Source organism: Bradyrhizobium sp. Ash2021 (assembly GCF_031202265.1).
In the GTDB taxonomy this organism is placed as follows: Bacteria; Pseudomonadota; Alphaproteobacteria; order Rhizobiales; family Xanthobacteraceae; genus Bradyrhizobium.
Window position 1 is genome coordinate 81,008 of the sequence record NZ_CP100604.1, and the last position, 17,671, is coordinate 98,678.

The window sequence follows — 17,671 nt, forward strand, 5'->3', positions numbered from 1 at the left end:
AGGCAATTGCCGCACGGCGAGGGCATGGCGCTGCCAGCCTATCAGAGCGCGGACGCCGCAGGCCTCGACCTGCTGGCGGCCGTGCCCGCAGAGACGCCCCTGATCCTCCCGCCGGGGAAATACGCGATGGTTCCGACCGGGCTGACGATCGCGCTGCCGCCGGGCTATGAGGCGCAGGTGCGGCCGCGCTCGGGCCTTGCCGCCAAGCATGGCGTCACCGTTTTGAATTCGCCGGGCACCGTGGACGCGGATTATCGCGGCGAGATCAACGTGCTGTTGATCAACCATGGCCAGGCGCCGTTTCCGATCCGGCGCGGCGAACGCATCGCCCAGCTGGTGATCGCGCCGGCCATGCAGGCGCAACTCGTTCTGGTAACTGCGCTTTCGGCAACCGACCGCGGCGGCGGCGGGTTTGGTTCGACCGGGCGCTGACATCCTTCCATCCGGCTTGATCTGACTTTCCCGGGCAGCCTCCCCGTGCGGCGATCGCGGTAGGCTCACACCAATGCCGTCGAAAACCTCGCGATCTTCGCACCCATCGTACTCACCGCGCATGTGCTCGGCATCTCGAACGCGGCAACGAAGGCGGCGGTCGTGGTATACTTCTTCGCGCGCCTGCTGCACTTCGTGGTCTATCCGGCAGGGCTGCCGGCGGCGCGCACGCATCCTGCGCTGGATCTGACGAAGATGGCCCGCCCTCGCAGGTACACGGGGCGGGTCACAACCAGGGAGAGCCCGATATGTCGAGTGAACTCATCAACGCCGACTTCGCGCAACGCGTCGTGATTGCGACCGACACGATGCCGTGGGTTCCGTCGCCGCAGGCCGGCGTCGAACGGCGCATGCTCGATCGCGTCGGCGGCGAAGTCGCGCGCGCCACCTCGCTTGTGCGTTACGCGCCCGCCAGCAGCTTTCCCGCCCACGAGCACGCGCTCGGCGAAGAATTTCTGGTCCTCGGCGGCGTGTTTTCCGACGAGTATGGCGACTACGGCGAAGGCACCTATGTCCGCAACCCGCCGCGCAGCCGTCACACACCGCGAACCGCGCCCGGATGCACCATCCTGGTCAAGTTACGACAGATGCTGCCGACGGAAGCGCAGCGGGTCGTCATCGACACCAAAAACACGACGTGGAGAGCGCGCGATCCAGGCGGCCTTGAGCAACTGCCGCTACATGCGGCGTCCGACACCGGGGAATGCGTCGTGATCGAGCGGCTGGCGGCCGGCGCGCAGCCGGTCGAGATGGACTGTCCGGGCGGCGAGGAGATATTCATTTTGTCCGGCGACCTCCGTGACGAGCACGGGAGCTACCGGGCCGGGACATGGATCAGGAATCCGGCTGGATTCCGGCGCCGTCTTGGATCAAACAACGGAGCGACATATTGGGCAAAGCGAGGTCACCTGCGCCCGATGCCGTGACAGGGAAGCGATGACGAATTCGGCGCCGAAGCAGCGATCAGACACCGCCGACAGATCCTCGATCGCGCCCAAGGTGGCGCGGTTCGTGTTTGGGGCGCTTCAGGGCGCGCTGCTGGTAAAACGGACCACCGACGATCCGTCCCAGTTCAGCGACGTCATCGCGGTGATGAAATTGCAGCTTGCCGCGCGTCGCTGAGCGGCGGATTCGGCTCGACCGGCCGCCAATGCCCGCAAAAAAGCGGATTCATTTTGAAATGATTCGCGCCGAATATCGTTTCACCGAGCATTTTTTCCCCGAGGGATTCACGTTCACGGTCTGGACTCTTACCCGCTGACTCCCGAAGGGGATATTGTTGCTCGATTCGTGCGCGGCGGGGGAGTACGCCGGGCGCAGATTCGTGCGTTCTGGGGCAAATCATGTCGGGCGTAGTCGCGGCGATGCGTCGAACCCTGCTGTCGTGCACCTCACTGGCGCGCAACGGCCTGATTGTACTCGCCATGGCCTCTTCGGCGGCGCCGGAACCTGCCTTTGCCGGCGATTCCCTGCTCTCACAGGTGGTTTCGGCCTGGTTCGACCTCAATCATCAGGAATTCGCGGTGCTGACGACGGCCCTGTCGCTGGTCGGCTTTTCCGTCGTGGCGGCGATCCTGCTGATGCGCACCCGCGTTCGCGCCACCCAGACCGAAGTCCGGTTGCGCTCCGACATCGCCGAACTGCAAGTCCAGGCCGACCGGCTGCGCACGCTGCTGTTCGCCGAACCCCAGGTCCTGATTTCATGGGCCGCGGGTGACAACCGGCCCCAGATCAGCGGCGACACCTCGCTGCTGATCTCGCAGGACGCCCAGCAAAACTCGCCCCAGCGTATCCTGGCCTTTGGAACCTGGCTGCCGCCGGAACCGGCGCTGCAGATGGATCATGCCGTCGATGCGCTGCGCGAGGCCGGCGAAGGCTTTCTGCTCAACCTCTCGACCTCGAACGGCCGCGCGATCGAGGCCATGGGCCGCGCCATCGGTGGCCAGGCCATCATCAGGATACGCGAACTCGGGGGCTTGCGCCGGGAACTCGCCGAATCGAATCTCCGCTACAGGACGCTGCAGGAAGAGACCGAACTGCTGCGCGATTTCGCCGCTGCCGCGCCCTGGCCGATTTGGGCCAAGAGCGCCCAGGGCGACCTGCGCTATGCCAACGCCGCCTATGTCCGGGCGACCGAGGGCACCAGCGTCGCGGACGCCATCCACCGCAACCTCGAGCTGCTCGAAAACGACCAGCGCGCCGAGATGAGCCGGGCGCTGAACGACAATACCAGTTTTTCCGCGCGATTCCCGATCGTGGTCGGCGGCGAGCGGCGCATCTACGACATCCGGGCGCTGAAGCTCGGCGGCGGCAGCGCCGGCATCGCGATCGATGCCAGCGAGGCGACCGCGTTGCGCGCCGCGCTGGAGCGGATGGCAGAGGCGCATCGCCGCACCCTCGACCAGCTGTCGTCAGGCGTGGCGGTATTCGACGCGCAGCGGCGGCTCGCCTTCTACAACGAATCCTATCGGCGCCTGTGGGGCCTCGATCAGGCGTTTCTCGACTCCAATCCCGACGATTCGAGCGTGCTCGACCGGCTGCGTGCCGCGCGCAAGCTGCCGGAACAGCCGGACTTCCGGGCCTGGAAGGCGAAGCTGCACGAGGCCTATCGCGCCGTCGAATCCGAAACCTACACCTGGTTCCTGCCCGACGGCCGCGCCGTCACCGTCGTCACCACGCCGAACCTCGAAGGCGGCGTCACCTATCTGTTCGACAATGTCACGGAAAGCCTCGATCTGGCGCGGCGGCTCGACGGATTGGCCCGCACCCAGCGCGAGACGCTCGACAATCTCAACGAAGCCGTCGCGGTGTTCGGCAGCAATGGCCGCGTGCAATTGTTCAATCCGGCTTTCTGCAAGATGTGGAAGCTGTCGCCCGAGGCGTTGCGCGAACAGCCGCATATCGAGACCGTGGAAAGCTGGTGCAAGCCGCTGTTCGACAACGCGCTGACCTGGCGGACCCTGCGCGAGGCGATCACCGCGATCGAAAGCCGCGCCCAAGTGGCGCTGAAGCTGGAACGCAAGGACGGCAGTGTGCTCGACTGCACGACCATGCCGCTGCCCGACGGCGCCACCATGCTGACCTTCCAGGACATCTCCGACACCGAGAATGTCGAGCGCGCGCTGCGCGAGCGCAACGAAGCGCTCGAGGCCGCCGACCAGATGAAAGTGGATTTCGTCCACCACGTGTCCTACGAGCTGCGCGCGCCGCTCACCACCATCATCGGCTTCGCGCATTTCCTGAGCGACCCCTCCACCGGCCCACTGACGCCCAAGCAGGCCGAGTATCTCGACTACGTCACCAAATCGACCAACGCGCTGCTCGCACTCACCAACAACATCCTCGACCTCGCCACCATCGATGCCGGCGCGATGAAGCTCGAACTCGGCCCGGTCAATATCGCAAAAGCCATCGAGGCCGCCGCCGAAGGCATTCAGGACCGGCTCGCGACCGATCGCATCGCGCTCAAGGTCGACATCGATCCCGAGATCGACGAATTCACCGGCGACGAACGCCGCGTGGTGCAGGTGCTTTACAATCTGCTGGCCAACGCCGTCGGCTTCTCGCCGCATGATGCCGCCGTCACCATCAGCGCCAGGCGCGCCGATCACCGCGTCATTTTCACCGTGACCGATTCCGGCCCCGGCATCCCGGCGGACGTGAAAGACAAGGTGTTCGACTGGTTCGAGAGCCATACCGACGGCTCGCGGCATCGCGGCGCCGGCCTCGGCCTGTCGCTGGTGCGCTCCTTTGTCGAACTGCACGGCGGCAAGGTGCGGGTCGATTCGGCGGTCGGCAAAGGCACGTCGGTGACGTGCGACTTTCCGATCGACCAGAACGCGCATCGCAACGCCGCCGAATGACCGAGCCCGCGACATTCTCGGTTGCGCTGGCGAACGAGACGGCGACCGCGCATTTGATGGCCGACCTCGCCTTGCTGGTCGGCGCCGGTGACGTCATCACGCTCTCGGGCGATCTCGGCGCCGGCAAGACCGCGGCGGCGCGCGCGATGATCCGCTATCTCGCCGACGACGATGCGCTGGAGGTTCCAAGCCCGACCTTCACGCTGGCGCAAAGCTACGATCTCGCGCCGTTTCCGCTGATTCATGCCGATCTCTACCGCATCAACGATGCGAGCGAACTGGAAGAGATCGGGCTGTCGCCGCTGCCCGAGGGCACGCTGGCGCTGATCGAATGGCCGGAGCGCGCCCAGGGCGCGCTTCCCGACGACCGCATCGACATCGCCTTCAGCCACCGTCCGGCGTTCGGATCTTCCGCGCGGGCCGCTGAAATCACCGGCCATGGCAAGGCGGCGGCACAGGTTGCACGGCTGAGCGCGCTGCGCATGTTTCTCGACGGCGCCGGTCATACGGACGCGAAGCGCCAGCGCATGCCCGGCGACGCCTCGACGCGCTCCTATGCACGGCTGCTCCGCGACGATGGCACGGAGATCCTGATGAATTCGCCGCGGCGCCCGGACGGACCGGCGATCTATGGCGGCAAATCCTACAGCGCCGCGGTTCATCTCGCCGAAGACGTCAAGCCGTTCGTCGCCATCGCGGGCGGCCTGCGCGAACGCGGCTTCTCGGCACCTGCGATCCGGCACGCCGACCTCGATCAGGGCTTTCTGATCACCGAGGATTTCGGCAGCGACGGCATCGTCGAAGGCGATCCGCCGCGGCCGATCGCGGAGCGTTACGAGGCTGCGACCGACATGCTGGCGGCGCTGCATCGCGAGCGATTGCCGGACATCCTGCTGCTGACGCCACAAGAAACCTACCACATCCCGGTCTTCGACATCGACGCGTGGCTGGTCGAGGTCGGGCTGATGCTCGAATGGTACATGCCCGATCGCGGCACCGAGCCGACCCCGGATTTGCGCGCCGAATTCGTCGCGATGTGGCGCCAGCTGCTGGAAAAACCCGCTGCGGCGGCGAGGACCTGGGTGATGCGGGACTTCCATTCGCCCAACATCATCTGGCTCGGCGAGCGCGGCGGAATATTGCGGGTTGGAGTCATCGACTTCCAGGACACCGTGCTGGGACCAGCCGCCTACGACCTGGTATCGCTGCTGCAGGACGCGCGGATCGACGTCCCCGAGCAGCTCGAACTCGCGCTGTTGACCCGCTACATCAAGGCGCGGCGGATAGCCGACGAGAACTTCGATCCGGCCCACTTTGCCGAGCTTTACGCCATCATGTCGGCGCAGCGGAACACCCGCCTGCTCGGCACCTTCGCGCGGCTCAACCGGCGCGACGGCAAGCCGCACTATCTGCGTCACCAGCCCCGGATCTGGACCTATTTGAACCGGTCGCTGGCTCACCCGGCCCTATCGGGCTTTCGCGCATGGTACGGCGCCAACGTCCCCCCGCCTGTTCCCTGATTTACCACTTGTTAGCCAGCCTGCCTTTAATCTGGGGCAGGCTGTGGTCCCCGTGCGGACGCGGCTTCCTTGGAAGCAGGAAAACACAACCATGGCGGCTGCGGAACGGCGCAAGGGTGAGCGCGTCACATTTGAGCGCGGTTTCACGGCGCACATGATGGGCATCGACGGCACCTGGCGGCGCGACTGCGTGATGGAAGACGTCTCCGAGACCGGCGCCAAGCTCACGGTGGAGGGCTCCGTCGAGGGTCTGCACCTCAAGGAATTCTTCCTGCTGCTGTCGTCCACCGGCCTCGCCTACCGCCGCTGCGAGCTGGCCTGGGTCAATGGCGATCAGATCGGCGTCAATTTCCTGAAACAGGGCGACAAGAAGAAGAAAGCGGGCAAGCGCGGTGCGGAGCAGACCACGGAAGCCTGAATTTTGTATCGCCGCCGCCGTCGTACGGCCGTCATGTCCGATGGCTATGGCCTCACAGTCGCTGGTTCAGCCGAATCACCGTGATATGATCCACTGCGCACAGAATTAAACGGTTCGAGAAATCCCTCAAATGTTAGTCACGCCTGCCAAAGCCATGGTCCTCGCCGCCGGTCTCGGCGTGCGCATGCGCCCCTTGACCGACCATATGCCGAAACCGCTGATACCTGTCGCGGGCCAGCCGCTGCTCGACCACGTGCTGGACAAGCTCGCCGCCGCCGGCGTCACCGAAGCCGTGGTCAACGTGCATTATCTGCCCGACCAGATCATCGAACACGTCGCCGCCCGCGCCCGGCCGCGCGTCATCATCTCCGATGAGCGCGACCTGGTGCTCGGCACCGGCGGCGCTGTGGTGAAGGCGCTGCCTTTGCTCGGTCCCGCCCCGTTCTTCCATGTCAATGCCGACACCATGTGGATCGACGGCGTGCGGCCCAATCTGGCGCGGCTCGCCGAAGCCTTCGATCCCGAACGCATGGATATCCTCTTGCTGATGGCGCCGACGACCAGCAGCATCGGCTATGCCGGCCGCGGCGACTATGCGATGCTGGCGGATGGCGCACTGCGCAAGCGCAAAGAGCATCAGGTGGTGCCGTTCGTCTATGCGGGCGCTGCGATCATGTCGCCGTCGCTGTTTGCGGATGCGCCCAAAGGCGAGTTTTCGCTGACGAAGATGTTCGACCGCGCCAATGAGCAGGAACGGCTGTTCGGCCTGCGGCTGGACGGCGTGTGGATGCATGTCGGAACCCCCGACGCGGTCCAGGCCGCGGAAGAGGCTTTTCTGGAAAGCGTGGCGTAATTCCCCGTCATTCCGGGATGCGCCGTAAGGCGCCGACCCGGAATCTCAAGATTCCGGGTTCGCGTCTTCGACGCGCCCCGGAATGACGGCGTAACACCAACACTCCCGCCTGTCTGCTACCCGTGCCATGATACGGCCCGATCCCGAATCAGGAAGCCCATGCGCGTTTTCAGCGTTCCAGTCTCCGTGCCGTTCTTGCGCACCGTCATCGCCGCGTTGGTCGATGGCGGGCTGGTCGACGGATTCGAGGCGCGCAGCAACCCCGCAAAGCTGGCGCAGGCAACGCTGTATCTGCCGACGCGGCGCGCCGGCCGGCTGGCTCGTGAAATTTTTCTCGACGTGCTCGACGTCGACGCCGCGATATTGCCGCGCATCGTCGCCCTCGGCGATATCGACGAGGACGAACTGGCCTTCGCGGAAAGCTCCGAACAATATGGCGGCACGGCGCCGCTGGAGATCCCGCCCCGGCTCGGCGAACTCGAGCGCCGGCTGACGCTGGCGACGCTGGTTGCGGCATGGGCCAAGGGTCCGGTGCTGGCGCCGCTCGTGGTCGGCGGCCCGGCATCGACGCTGGCTTTGGCGGGCGATCTGGCGCGGCTGATGGACGACATGGTCACGCGCGGCGTCGACTGGGACGCGCTCGACAAACTGGTGCCGGACCAGTTCGACAAATACTGGCAGCACTCGCTGGATTTCCTTCGCATCGCCCGCAAGGCCTGGCCGGAACATTTGAAGGAAATCGGCAGGATCGAACCGGCGGAGCGGCGCGACCGCTTGATCAACGCCGAAGCCGCGCGGCTGACGGCGCATCACGATGGTCCGGTAATCGCGGCGGGTTCGACCGGTTCGATGCCGGCCACCGCAAAATTCCTGCATGCGGTAGCCCTCCTCAAGCAAGGCGCGGTGGTGCTGCCGGGGCTCGATACCGATCTCGACGATGACGCCTGGCAAACCATCGGCGGCATCCGCGACCCGCAAGGCAAATTCACCACGCCGCCGGCCTCGAACCATCCGCAATACGCCATGCAGGGACTGCTGGACCGCTTCGGGATCAAGCGGGGCGACGTCGAAATTCTGGGCGAACCGGCGCCGCTTGGACGCGAGGTGCTGGTGTCCGAGACGATGCGGCCGTCCACCGCGACCGAACAATGGCACGAACGGCTGGAACAGCCGGAGATATCCGCGAAGATTTCAGGCGGCATGACCAATCTTGCCGTCGTCGAGGCGCCCAACCCCGAGATGGAGGCACTTGCGATTGCGGTGGCCATGCGCGAGGCGCGCCATCTGAACAAATCGGCCGCGCTGGTGACGCCGGATCGCGCGCTGGCGCGACGGGTGATGGCGGCGCTGACCCGCTGGAATCTCGCATTCGACGATTCCGGCGGCGATGCGCTGATGGACACGGCGGCCGGTAATTTTGCGCGGCTGACCGCCGAGGCCGCGGCGAAAGGACTGGAGCCGCCGACGCTGCTGGCGCTGCTGAAGCATCCGCTGTTCCGGCTTGGTGCTGCGCATGGCGCGTTCCGGCGCGCCATCGAAGTGCTTGAAATGGCGGTATTGCGCGGCACGCGGCCGCAATCGGGAAGCGGCGGCCTCGCGCGCGACTTCGATCGCTTCCGCACCGAACTTCGAAAGCTCAGGAGCGGCGAAACCTCCTCGCTTCATGCGGCCGAACAGCGCGCAAAATTGCGGGATGAAGAGCTCGATCAGGCCCAGGCGCTGATCTCGGCCTTGCAGAAGGCGCTTTTGCCGCTCGAAAGCCTCGGCTCATCGAAACCTCATGACTTCGCCGAACTGGCGCAACGCCATCGCGACGCACTGACGGCGCTGTCATCCGATCAGAATGGCATCGCGCTCGTGTTCGAGGAAAGTCAGGGATCGGCGCTGGCCGCAGCGTTCGACGATTTGCTCGGCCATGGGCGGCCGAGCGGACTGATGGTCCAGCTTGGCGATTATCCCGACGTATTCCAGACCGCCTTTGCCGATCGCATCGTGCGGCGGCCGGAATCGGCAAGCGCGCATCTGCATATCTATGGCCAGCTCGAGGCGCGGTTGACGGAATCCGACCGCGTGATTCTCGGCGGGCTGGTCGAGGGCGTCTGGCCGCCGGCGCCGCGGATCGATCCCTGGCTGAGCCGGCCGATGCGGCACGAACTCGGGCTCGATCTGCCGGAGCGGCGCATCGGCCTCTCCGCACACGACTTTGCGCAATTGCTCGGCCATGACGAGGTGATCCTGACTCATTCAGCGAAGGTCGGCGGCGCACCGGCGGTGGCCTCGCGCTTTCTGCACCGGCTGGAAGCGGTCGCAGGCGAAGATCGCTGGGAGACCGCCAGGCGCGCGGGCGAAAACTATGCTCGCTTCGCCGCCGAACTGGACCGGCCCGACAAGGTCGAACCGATCCAGCAGCCCGCGCCAAAACCGCCACTCGCGACACGGCCCCTGAAACTGTCGGTCACGGCGATCGAGGACTGGCTGCGCGATCCCTATACGATCTACGCCAAATATATTTTGCGGCTCGATCCGCTCGATCCCGTCGACATGCCGCTGTCGGCGGCGGATCGCGGCTCGGCGATCCATGAGGCGCTCGGCGAATTCACCGAGACCTTCGCCGGCGCGCTGCCGGACGATCCCGTGCGGGCGCTGCGCGGCATCGGCGAGAAATACTTTGCGCCGCTAATGGAGCGGCCGGAGGCGCGCGCGCTGTGGTGGCCGCGCTTTCAACGCATCGCGGCATGGTTTGCGGATTGGGAAATCGCGCGGCGCGGCCATATCGATGCGATCAAGGCCGAGATCCGGGGCGAGATCGGAATCCCCCTCGACAATGAGCGCATTTTCATCCTCTCGGCACGCGCCGACCGGATCGAGCGCCGTCATGACGGCAGCTTTGCGATTCTCGATTACAAGACCGGACAGCCGCCGACCGGCAAGCAGGTCCGCATGGGCCTGTCGCCGCAGCTGACGCTGGAGGCGGCGATTTTGCGGGAAGGCGGTTTTAAGGACATTCCGGCGGATTCTTCCGTCGGCGACCTCGTCTATGTCCGGCTCAGCGGCAACAATCCGCCGGGCGAGCAGAGATCGCTGGAGCTGAAGATCAAGCAAAACGATGCGCCGCAGCCGCCCGATGTAGCGGCGGACTATGCGCGGCTGGAACTCGAAAAGCTGATCCGCAAATTCGAGGACGAGGACCAGGCGTATAATTCGTTGAGCCTGTCGATGTGGTCGAACCGCTACGGCTCCTACGACGACCTCGCCCGCATCAAGGAATGGTCTGCGGCCGGCGGCCTGGGGATCGAGGAATGGTGAAGGCACCCCGCGCCATTCCCGATGCCGTCCGCGCGACGCAGGCGCGCGCGTCCGATCCGGCGGCTTCCGCGTTCGTCTCGGCCAATGCCGGTTCGGGCAAGACCCATGTGCTGGTGCAGCGGGTGATCCGGCTGCTGCTTCAAGGCGTGCCGCCGGAAAAGATTCTCTGCATCACTTTCACCAAGGCCGCCGCCGCCAACATGGCGGAGCGGGTGTTTTCCACGCTCGGCCATTGGGTCACGCTTGGCGACGAGGCCCTTGATGCCGCGATCCGCGAGGCAGGCATCCCGCACGTCAATGCAAAGCTGCGGAAGGCGGCGCGCAAGCTATTTGCCTGCGCGCTGGAGACGCCGGGCGGGCTGAAGGTGCAGACCATCCACGCGCTGTGCACCCGCCTGCTGCAGCAATTTCCGTTCGAGGCCAATGTGCCGGCGCGGTTCGCGGTGCTCGATGACCGCGACCAGAACGAGATGATGGAGCGCGCCAATCTGTCCGTGCTGCTGGAGGCGTCCCGCAATCCCGACAGCGCCACGGGCCGCGCGCTCACCATGGCGATGGCCAGCGCCGCCGACGTCACCTTCAAGGAAGTGGTGCGCGAGGCCTGTCTCAGCCGCGACCATTTCATGGCCTGGACCGATGCCGCCGGCGGTGCGCACGCCGTCGCAGCGCAAATGTCGGCCGCGCTCGGCGTTGCCGCCGGCGACCGCATCGAAGACGTCGAGCGCGAGATTCTGGATGGACCGAATCTGCCGCGATCGCGCTGGGAAGACATCGCGCTCGTTCTCGATACCGGCAGCAAGACCGACCAAGGTCAGGCAGCGCAGCTCCGGGCGGCATTGGCGTTTTCCGGCGCAGCGCAAGTGGATGAATATCTCGGCGTTTTCCTGACCGACACCGACCGCACGCCGCGCAAATCGGTGGTGACAAAGAACTTTGCGCGGGACAATCCTGCAATTGGCCGTCTGTTTGAATCCGAAATCAGTCGCCTCGATCCCCTGATCGAGCGCCGCCGCGCGGTGACGACCCGCGACCGCACCGAGGCGCTGCTGCATATCGCGACCGCGGCGGCGGCGAACTACCGGCGCGAGAAGCAGGAACGCGGCCTGCTCGATTATGACGATTTGATCGACAAGACCCTCGAGATGCTGGACCGCGTTTCTTCCGGCTGGGTGCATTACAAGCTCGATCGCGGCGTCGATCATGTGCTGATCGACGAGGCGCAGGACACCAGCCCCCGGCAGTGGGACATCGTCACGCATATCATCTCCGAATTCACATCGGGCGCCGGCGCGCGCGACGGCGTGGTGCGAACGGTGTTCGCGGTCGGCGACGAGAAGCAGTCGATCTTCTCGTTTCAGGGCGCTGCTCCCCGCGAATTCGACCTCCGCCGCCGCGGCCTGCAGAAGAAGTTCACCGACGCCGGGCTGAAATTCGACCCGGTATCGTTCACCTATTCGTTCCGGTCGGGACCGACGATCCTGCAATCGGTCGACCACGTGTTTCGCGACGAGGCGGTCTACCGCAGCATTCATGCGGTCGAGAATGGCTACCCGACCCACCATTCGCTCGCCGACGCCGGTCCCGGCCTGATCGACCTCTGGGAATTGGCGGAAACCGACGGCAAGCAGGACATCGAGGGCTGGCGCGCGCCGTTCGACGGCGTCTCCGTGACCAGTCCGGAAGTGAAACTGGCAAAGCGCATCCAGGCCGAGATCAAGTCGCTGGTGGAAGGCGGCACCATGACCGGCAGCACCGACGGCCGCCGCCGGCTGCGCTATGGCGACGTGCTGGTGCTGGTGCGGCGGCGCGGCAATGCGTTCGACGCGGTGATCCAGGCCTTGAAGCACGCCAGTATCCCGGTCGCAGGCGCCGACCGGCTCAAGCTGACCGAACACATCGCGATCATCGACCTGATGAACCTCGCCGACGCGTTGCTGCTGCCGCAGGACGATCTGGCGCTGGCGGTGGCGCTCAAGAGCCCGCTGTTCGGCCTCACCGACGACGATCTGTTCCAACTGGCCTGGCAGCGCAAAATGCCATTGCGCCAGGCATTGACCGCGCATGCCGCGACGGACGGCAAGTTCAGGGATGCGCTAACGCGTCTGCAGCAATGCGAGCGCCATTGCCTGAGCGAAGCCCCGTTCGCGTTCTACGCCTGGCTGCTCGGCGGCGATGGCGGCCGCGCGCGAATCCTCAAGCGGCTGGGACATGAAGCCAACGACGCGCTCGACGAATTTCTGGAGCTGGCGCTGAATTATGAGCGCAAGGCGCCAGCCTCGCTGCAGGGCTTCATGGCCTGGCTGCGCGCGGCCGACACCGAGGTGAAGCGCGACATGGAGATCTCGCGCGACGAAGTCCGCGTCATGACCGTGCACGGCGCCAAGGGCCTGGAAGCCTCCGTCGTGTTCCTGGTCGACACCACGACGTCGCCTTCGGACACCCAGCGGCTGAAACTGATCAACCTGCCGCAAGGCAATGCCGGGCCGCATGCGCCCGGTGTCGTGGTCTGGGCCGGCCGGAAGGCCGACGATCCCTTAAGTGTCGCCGCCGCGCGCAGCGCCATGCTGGCCGACACCGAGGATGAATACCGCCGCCTGCTCTATGTCGCGATGACGCGCGCCGCCGACCGGCTGGTCGTTGGCGGCTGCCTGCCCGGCAACATGAATAGCGTGCGCAAATCCTCCTGGTACGACCTGATCACCAAAGGCCTCGCCAATTCCGGACTGCAGCTTGCGGAACTGCAAACACCTCATGGCGTGGTGAAGCGCTATGCGCGGGCCGAGGAGGCAGAGATCTCCGACGGCGCAGTCGCGGCTTCGGCAGCGGCCGCGCCGATCGAGCTGCCGTCCTGGCTGCGGACGCCGGCGCCATCGGAGACGGCCGCCGGGGGCCTGTTGCGCCCTTCCGATCCCGGCGATGGCGACGGCCATCAGGTCCGGACCGGCGAATCGATCACGCTGCGCGCCCGTGCCCTGCAGCGCGGCACGCTGGTGCACCGGCTGCTGCAATCGCTGCCCGATATCGCCATCGACCGCCGCCGCGAGGCCGCGCTGGCCTATCTCGCCCGCAACGCCGACGGCTGGAGCGCGGACGAGCAGAACGCGCTGGCGGAAGCGGCGCTGGCCCTGATCGTGGATGCCCGCTTTGCGCCGGTATTCGCGCCCGGCAGCCGCGCGGAAGTGTCAATCGTCGGGCGGCTGGAGCGGCCGGGACAGCCAAAGGCGCTGGTTTCCGGACAGATCGACCGGCTGGTGGTGACGCCTTCAGAGGTCCTGATCGTCGATTACAAGACCAACCATGCCCCGCCCACCCTGGCGGCCGAGGCGCCCCAAGGCTATGTCCGGCAGCTCGCGCTTTACCGGGCGGTGCTGCAAAAACTTTATCCTAAGAAGCCGGTCCGCGCCGCGCTGCTTTGGACGGAAACCCCTGAATTGATGGAGATTTCTACCCCTGCGCTGGACGCGCAACTGGCAACCCTTATCCAAAGGGATGACCGTGCTTGACCCGGCAGGATCGCGTTCATAGGTTTGAGCCCATCATGTCAGGCGCGATTCTCACCCGCGCCGTTAATCTTTCAACCGAACGAGGTACTGCGATGGCCGTTGGCAAGGTTTCTGACGCCGATTTCGAAGCTGAGGTGCTCAAGGCGACCGGCCCGGTCGTGGTCGATTTCTGGGCCGAATGGTGCGGCCCATGCCGCATGATCGCGCCGGCGCTGGACGAGATTTCCGGCGCGATGGGCGACAAGGTCAAGATCGTGAAGCTCAACGTCGACGAGAGCCCGAAGACGGCCTCGAAATACGGCGTGATGTCGATCCCGACCCTGATGATCTTCAAGGGCGGCGAGATGGCCTCGCGCCAGGTCGGCGCTGCGCCGAAGCAGAAGCTGCAGCAGTGGATTACTGCGGCGGTCTGATCCGTTTCGCTCTGAATTTGTATGACGGTCGGCGAATAGCCGGCCGTCTTGCTTTCAGCGTATCCAGCCCGTCGCCAGCGCCGACGCGAGTTCAGGCTGGCCGTTCTGCCGGGCCAGCGCCGCCATGGCATCGTGATCGTACGGCACATGCCGAAACGTGACGCGCCAGTTGCCTCGGGCCAATTCGAGGAGCGCGTAGCGCGCGTCCGGCGTGCCGGCCTCGATGACGTGCTTGTATGGATGAACGTCGCGATAGCCGGGCGAGCCAACGCTGCCGGGATTGACGATCAGGCGCCCGTCGCCAAGCCGCACCGCGCGCGCAAGATGGGTATGGCCGCACAGGATCAATGGCTGCGTGATCCCTTTGGCCTCCTGTTCGATCGCCTCCAGCGACGCCATCCGCACGGTACCGTCCGGCAGAACCGTATCCAGCCAGTAGACCTCGTCATGCGCCGGTGTCGCGTGACAGAGAAAGACCTGATCGCGATACACCCGTGTCGGCGGCAACGCACGCAGCCAATCGAGATGCCTGGACTCGAGCTGCGCATGCGCCGGCCGGTCCCATGACCCCATCTTCTCCGGCGGCCGGTCGATCAGATAGCGGTCGTGATTGCCGAGCACGTGAACGGCATCGAGCGCCATCAGCATATCCATCGTCCGCCGTGCGTCGAGCGGGCCGCTCGCCATGTCGCCGAGATTGACGATCTCTTCGATGCCTTGGGCGCTGATATCGGCAAGAATCGCTTCCAGCGCCAGATAGTTTCCGTGAACATCCGCAATCGCGGCAAAGCGCATGACCGTTCCAATACTGTCCGTGCCCCGGACGCAGCGCAGCACCACCAGCGCGTTCACGCGCGTCTTCGACGCGCCATGGTGGTGCGCTGCTGAGCCGGGGCCCATGTGGCTCAAAGGGTAGGTCCCGGCTCTGCGGAGCAGCGTTGCACGCTGCACCGCGTCCGGGACACGAGAGTTTACTTCGGCGGCGTGCCGTTGATGGCCAGCACATGGCCTGCGAGATACAGCGAGCCTGTAATCAGGATGCGCGGCGGCACTTCATAGGCGAGGCGCGACAGCGTCTGCAGCGCGGCTTCGACGCTGGCTGCGATCTCCACGCGCATCCCGAGCGCGCGCGCGGCGTCCGCCAGCCGGTCCGGCGGCATCGCGTTGTCGCGATCCGGTATCGGCACGGCGATGATATGACGTGTCAATCCTGCGAAATTGGCGAGGAACCCGGCCGCATCCTTGTTCGCCATCATGCCTGCGATGACCACCAGCGGGCGCGACACCCGCTCCTCGAGATCGCCGAGCGCCGCCGCGGCGACGCGCCCGCCCTCGGCATTGTGCCCGCCGTCGAGCCAGACCTCGCAAGCCTTTGGCCCCTGATCGACCAGCGCGCCCGATACCAGGCGCTGCATCCGTGCCGGCCATTCGGCGCTGACGATGCCGGCCTCGAATGCCGCGGCATCGATCCTGAAAACGGACTGTGCACGCAACGTCGCAATCGCGAGCCCTGCATTGTCGAACTGATGCCGCCCGAACAGTTTTGGCGCGGCGAGATCCATCAGGCCACGATCGTCCTGATAGACCAGTCGCCCGCGCTCGACGCTGACATGCCATTGCTGCCCGGCCGCGTGCAGCGGGGCGCGCATGCGACCCGCCTGTGCCTCGACCACCGCCATGGCCTCGGAAAACTGCTCGGCGCAGATCACGGGCGTGTCGCGCTTGATGATCGCGGCCTTCTCGCCGGCAATCGCGGTCAGCGTGTCGCCGAGGAATTCGGTGTGGTCCATGCTGACCGGCGCGATCACGGTCGCGAGCGGCGCCTCGATCACATTGGTGGAATCCAGCCGTCCGCCGAGACCGACTTCCAGCAGCACCACGTCGGCCGGATGTTGCGCGAACAGGCAAAAGGCCGCCGCGGTTTCGGCTTCGAAAATGGTGATGGGATCACCCGCATTGGCCCGCTCGCAATGCTCGAGCACGGCGCGCAACTCGTCGTCGCCAACGAGCCGGCCGCCGCCGGCATCGCCAAGTCGGTAGCACTCGTTGATCCGGACCAGATAGGGCGAGGTGAAGACATGGACGCGAAGGCCCGCGGCCTCGAGGATCGCGCGCAGATAGGCGATCGTCGATCCCTTGCCATTGGTGCCGGCGACGTGAATCACCGGCGGCAGCTTGCGTTCGGGATGGTCGAGCCGGGCCAGCAGCCGATGCATGCGATCGAGGCTGAGATCGATGCGTTTGGGATGCAGCGCCGACAGCCGCGCGATCAATTCGCCGACCGAAAGCTGCGGTTTGGCCGCAGGTGCGTTCACGCGTGGGGCGCTGCCGGCACCGCGTCCGGAGCCTGCACGATCTGGGCCGGATCGATAACCTGCGGTGCGGGCTTCGAGGCGGTTTCCAGCGCCGGCGACTTCATCAGCAAGCGGCAGAGCCGCGCCAGCGTCGGACGCATCTCGTGGCGATGCACCACCATGTCGACCATGCCGTGGTCGCGCAGATATTCGGCGCGCTGGAATCCTTCCGGCAATTTCTCGCGAATGGTCTGCTCGATGACGCGTGCGCCGGCAAAGCCGATCAGCGCGCCGGGCTCGGCGATCTGCACATCGCCCAGCATGGCATAGGACGCGGTGACGCCGCCGGTGGTCGGATTGGTCAGCACCACGATGTAGGGCAGCTTCGCCTCGCGCAGCATCTGCACACCGACGGTGGTGCGCGGCATCTGCATCAGCGACAAAATGCCTTCCTGCATCCGCGCGCCGCCGGACGCGGCGAATACGATGAACGGCGACTTCTTCTCGACCGCGAGCTCGAGCCCGCGCACGATCGCTTCGCCCGCGGCCATGCCGAGCGAGCCGCCCATGAAATCGAAATCCTGCACCGCGACGACGACGCCGGCGCCTTCGAGCTTGCCATAGCCGACCTTGATGGCATCGTTCAGGCCGGTTTTTGCGCGGGCATCCTTGATGCGGTCGACATACTTGCGCTCGTCGCGGAATTTCAGCGGATCGGCGGACACGTCCGGCAGCGCGATGTCGTACCAGGTCTCGTTGTCGAAGATCGATTTCAGCCGCGCTGCCGCGCCCATGCGCATGTGGTAGTTCGAGCCGGGAATCACGAACTGATTGGCCTCGACGTCCTTGTAGAACACGAGCTGCCCGGAATCCGGGCACTTGATCCACAAATTCTCGGGCGTTTCGCGGCGCAGGATGTTGCGGATCTTCGGCCGGACGACGTTGGTGAGCCAATTCATGGTTCGCTCCAAAAGACGCGCATTAGATGACTATATGGCGGCCCGGGTTG

Annotated in this window: 14 protein-coding genes; 11 read left to right on the top strand and 3 right to left on the bottom strand. The window is 65.6% G+C overall.

The features are described from left to right. Positions 1 to 24: 24 nt before the first annotated feature. From dut to trxA, 11 genes are all read left to right on the top strand, one after another. Positions 25 to 432, top strand: a complete 408-nt coding sequence (dut, locus tag NL528_RS00345) for a dUTP diphosphatase (protein ID WP_375144118.1) — start codon at positions 25 to 27, stop codon at positions 430 to 432. A 123-nt stretch (positions 433 to 555) separates the two neighbouring features. Then, complete coding sequence (locus tag NL528_RS46865) at positions 556 to 786, top strand: hypothetical protein (RefSeq protein ID WP_375143967.1); 231 nt, start codon at positions 556 to 558, stop codon at positions 784 to 786. Continuing rightward, complete coding sequence (locus tag NL528_RS00350) at positions 741 to 1,418, top strand: cupin domain-containing protein (RefSeq protein WP_309180800.1); 678 nt, start codon at positions 741 to 743, stop codon at positions 1,416 to 1,418. Before NL528_RS46865 ends, NL528_RS00350 begins: the two co-directional genes overlap by 46 nt. A 10-nt stretch (positions 1,419 to 1,428) precedes the next feature. After that, positions 1,429 to 1,614: a hypothetical protein gene (locus tag NL528_RS00355; protein ID WP_309180801.1), complete on the top strand. Its 186-nt coding sequence runs from the start codon at positions 1,429 to 1,431 to the stop codon at positions 1,612 to 1,614. Positions 1,615 to 1,835: 221 nt separating this feature from the next. Continuing rightward, on the top strand, positions 1,836 to 4,355 hold the full coding sequence (locus tag NL528_RS00360; protein WP_309180802.1) for an ATP-binding protein: 2,520 nt from the start codon (positions 1,836 to 1,838) through the stop codon (positions 4,353 to 4,355). Then, positions 4,352 to 5,875 (top strand): tRNA (adenosine(37)-N6)-threonylcarbamoyltransferase complex ATPase subunit type 1 TsaE, encoded by a 1,524-nt coding sequence (gene tsaE, locus NL528_RS00365; RefSeq protein ID WP_309180803.1) that lies wholly within the window; start codon positions 4,352 to 4,354, stop codon positions 5,873 to 5,875. The genes NL528_RS00360 and tsaE overlap by 4 nt, the downstream gene beginning before the upstream one ends. Positions 5,876 to 5,966: 91 nt before the next feature. After that, positions 5,967 to 6,293: a PilZ domain-containing protein gene (locus NL528_RS00370; RefSeq protein WP_309180804.1), complete on the top strand. Its 327-nt coding sequence runs from the start codon at positions 5,967 to 5,969 to the stop codon at positions 6,291 to 6,293. Between the two features lie 130 nt (positions 6,294 to 6,423). Beyond that, a complete protein-coding gene (locus tag NL528_RS00375; protein ID WP_309180805.1) occupies positions 6,424 to 7,146 on the top strand; it encodes a nucleotidyltransferase family protein in 723 nt (240 codons plus the stop codon). 159 nt (positions 7,147 to 7,305) lie between these two features. Continuing rightward, positions 7,306 to 10,452: a double-strand break repair protein AddB gene (addB, locus tag NL528_RS00380; RefSeq protein WP_309180806.1), complete on the top strand. Its 3,147-nt coding sequence runs from the start codon at positions 7,306 to 7,308 to the stop codon at positions 10,450 to 10,452. Further along, the gene (addA, locus tag NL528_RS00385; protein WP_375144119.1) at positions 10,449 to 13,955 is read left to right on the top strand and encodes a double-strand break repair helicase AddA; all 3,507 of its coding nucleotides are present in this window, start codon (positions 10,449 to 10,451) and stop codon (positions 13,953 to 13,955) included. Before addB ends, addA begins: the two co-directional genes overlap by 4 nt. Positions 13,956 to 14,047: 92 nt before the next feature. Continuing rightward, complete coding sequence (gene trxA / locus NL528_RS00390) at positions 14,048 to 14,368, top strand: thioredoxin (protein WP_291567524.1); 321 nt, start codon at positions 14,048 to 14,050, stop codon at positions 14,366 to 14,368. A 54-nt stretch (positions 14,369 to 14,422) separates the two neighbouring features. On the opposite strand, the gene NL528_RS00395 is transcribed toward trxA, so the two are convergent. From NL528_RS00395 to accD, 3 genes are all read right to left on the bottom strand, one after another. Next, positions 14,423 to 15,163: a metallophosphoesterase family protein gene (locus tag NL528_RS00395; protein ID WP_309185287.1), complete on the bottom strand. Its 741-nt coding sequence runs from the start codon at positions 15,161 to 15,163 to the stop codon at positions 14,423 to 14,425. Between the two features lie 176 nt (positions 15,164 to 15,339). Continuing rightward, positions 15,340 to 16,683: a folylpolyglutamate synthase/dihydrofolate synthase family protein gene (locus NL528_RS00400; RefSeq protein WP_309180807.1), complete on the bottom strand. Its 1,344-nt coding sequence runs from the start codon at positions 16,681 to 16,683 to the stop codon at positions 15,340 to 15,342. Next, positions 16,680 to 17,621 (bottom strand): acetyl-CoA carboxylase, carboxyltransferase subunit beta, encoded by a 942-nt coding sequence (gene accD, locus NL528_RS00405; RefSeq protein ID WP_309180808.1) that lies wholly within the window; start codon positions 17,619 to 17,621, stop codon positions 16,680 to 16,682. Before accD ends, NL528_RS00400 begins: the two co-directional genes overlap by 4 nt. Positions 17,622 to 17,671: the final 50 nt, after the last annotated feature.

Bases quoted from the DNA above. Each gene is read 5' to 3' on its own strand.
- NL528_RS00350 (WP_309180800.1), top strand. From the start codon at position 741: ATGTCGAGTGAACTCATCAACGCCGACTTCGCGCAACGCGTCGTGATT.
- NL528_RS00360 (WP_309180802.1), top strand. From the start codon at position 1,836: ATGTCGGGCGTAGTCGCGGCGATGCGTCGAACCCTGCTGTCGTGCACC.
- NL528_RS00395 (WP_309185287.1), bottom strand. From the start codon at position 15,163: ATGCGCTTTGCCGCGATTGCGGATGTTCACGGAAACTATCTGGCGCTG.
- trxA (WP_291567524.1), top strand. From the start codon at position 14,048: ATGGCCGTTGGCAAGGTTTCTGACGCCGATTTCGAAGCTGAGGTGCTC.
- dut (WP_375144118.1), top strand. From the start codon at position 25: ATGGCGCTGCCAGCCTATCAGAGCGCGGACGCCGCAGGCCTCGACCTG.
- addB (WP_309180806.1), top strand. From the start codon at position 7,306: ATGCGCGTTTTCAGCGTTCCAGTCTCCGTGCCGTTCTTGCGCACCGTC.
- NL528_RS00375 (WP_309180805.1), top strand. From the start codon at position 6,424: ATGTTAGTCACGCCTGCCAAAGCCATGGTCCTCGCCGCCGGTCTCGGC.
- NL528_RS00355 (WP_309180801.1), top strand. From the start codon at position 1,429: ATGACGAATTCGGCGCCGAAGCAGCGATCAGACACCGCCGACAGATCC.
- tsaE (WP_309180803.1), top strand. From the start codon at position 4,352: ATGACCGAGCCCGCGACATTCTCGGTTGCGCTGGCGAACGAGACGGCG.
- NL528_RS00370 (WP_309180804.1), top strand. From the start codon at position 5,967: ATGGCGGCTGCGGAACGGCGCAAGGGTGAGCGCGTCACATTTGAGCGC.
- accD (WP_309180808.1), bottom strand. From the start codon at position 17,621: ATGAATTGGCTCACCAACGTCGTCCGGCCGAAGATCCGCAACATCCTG.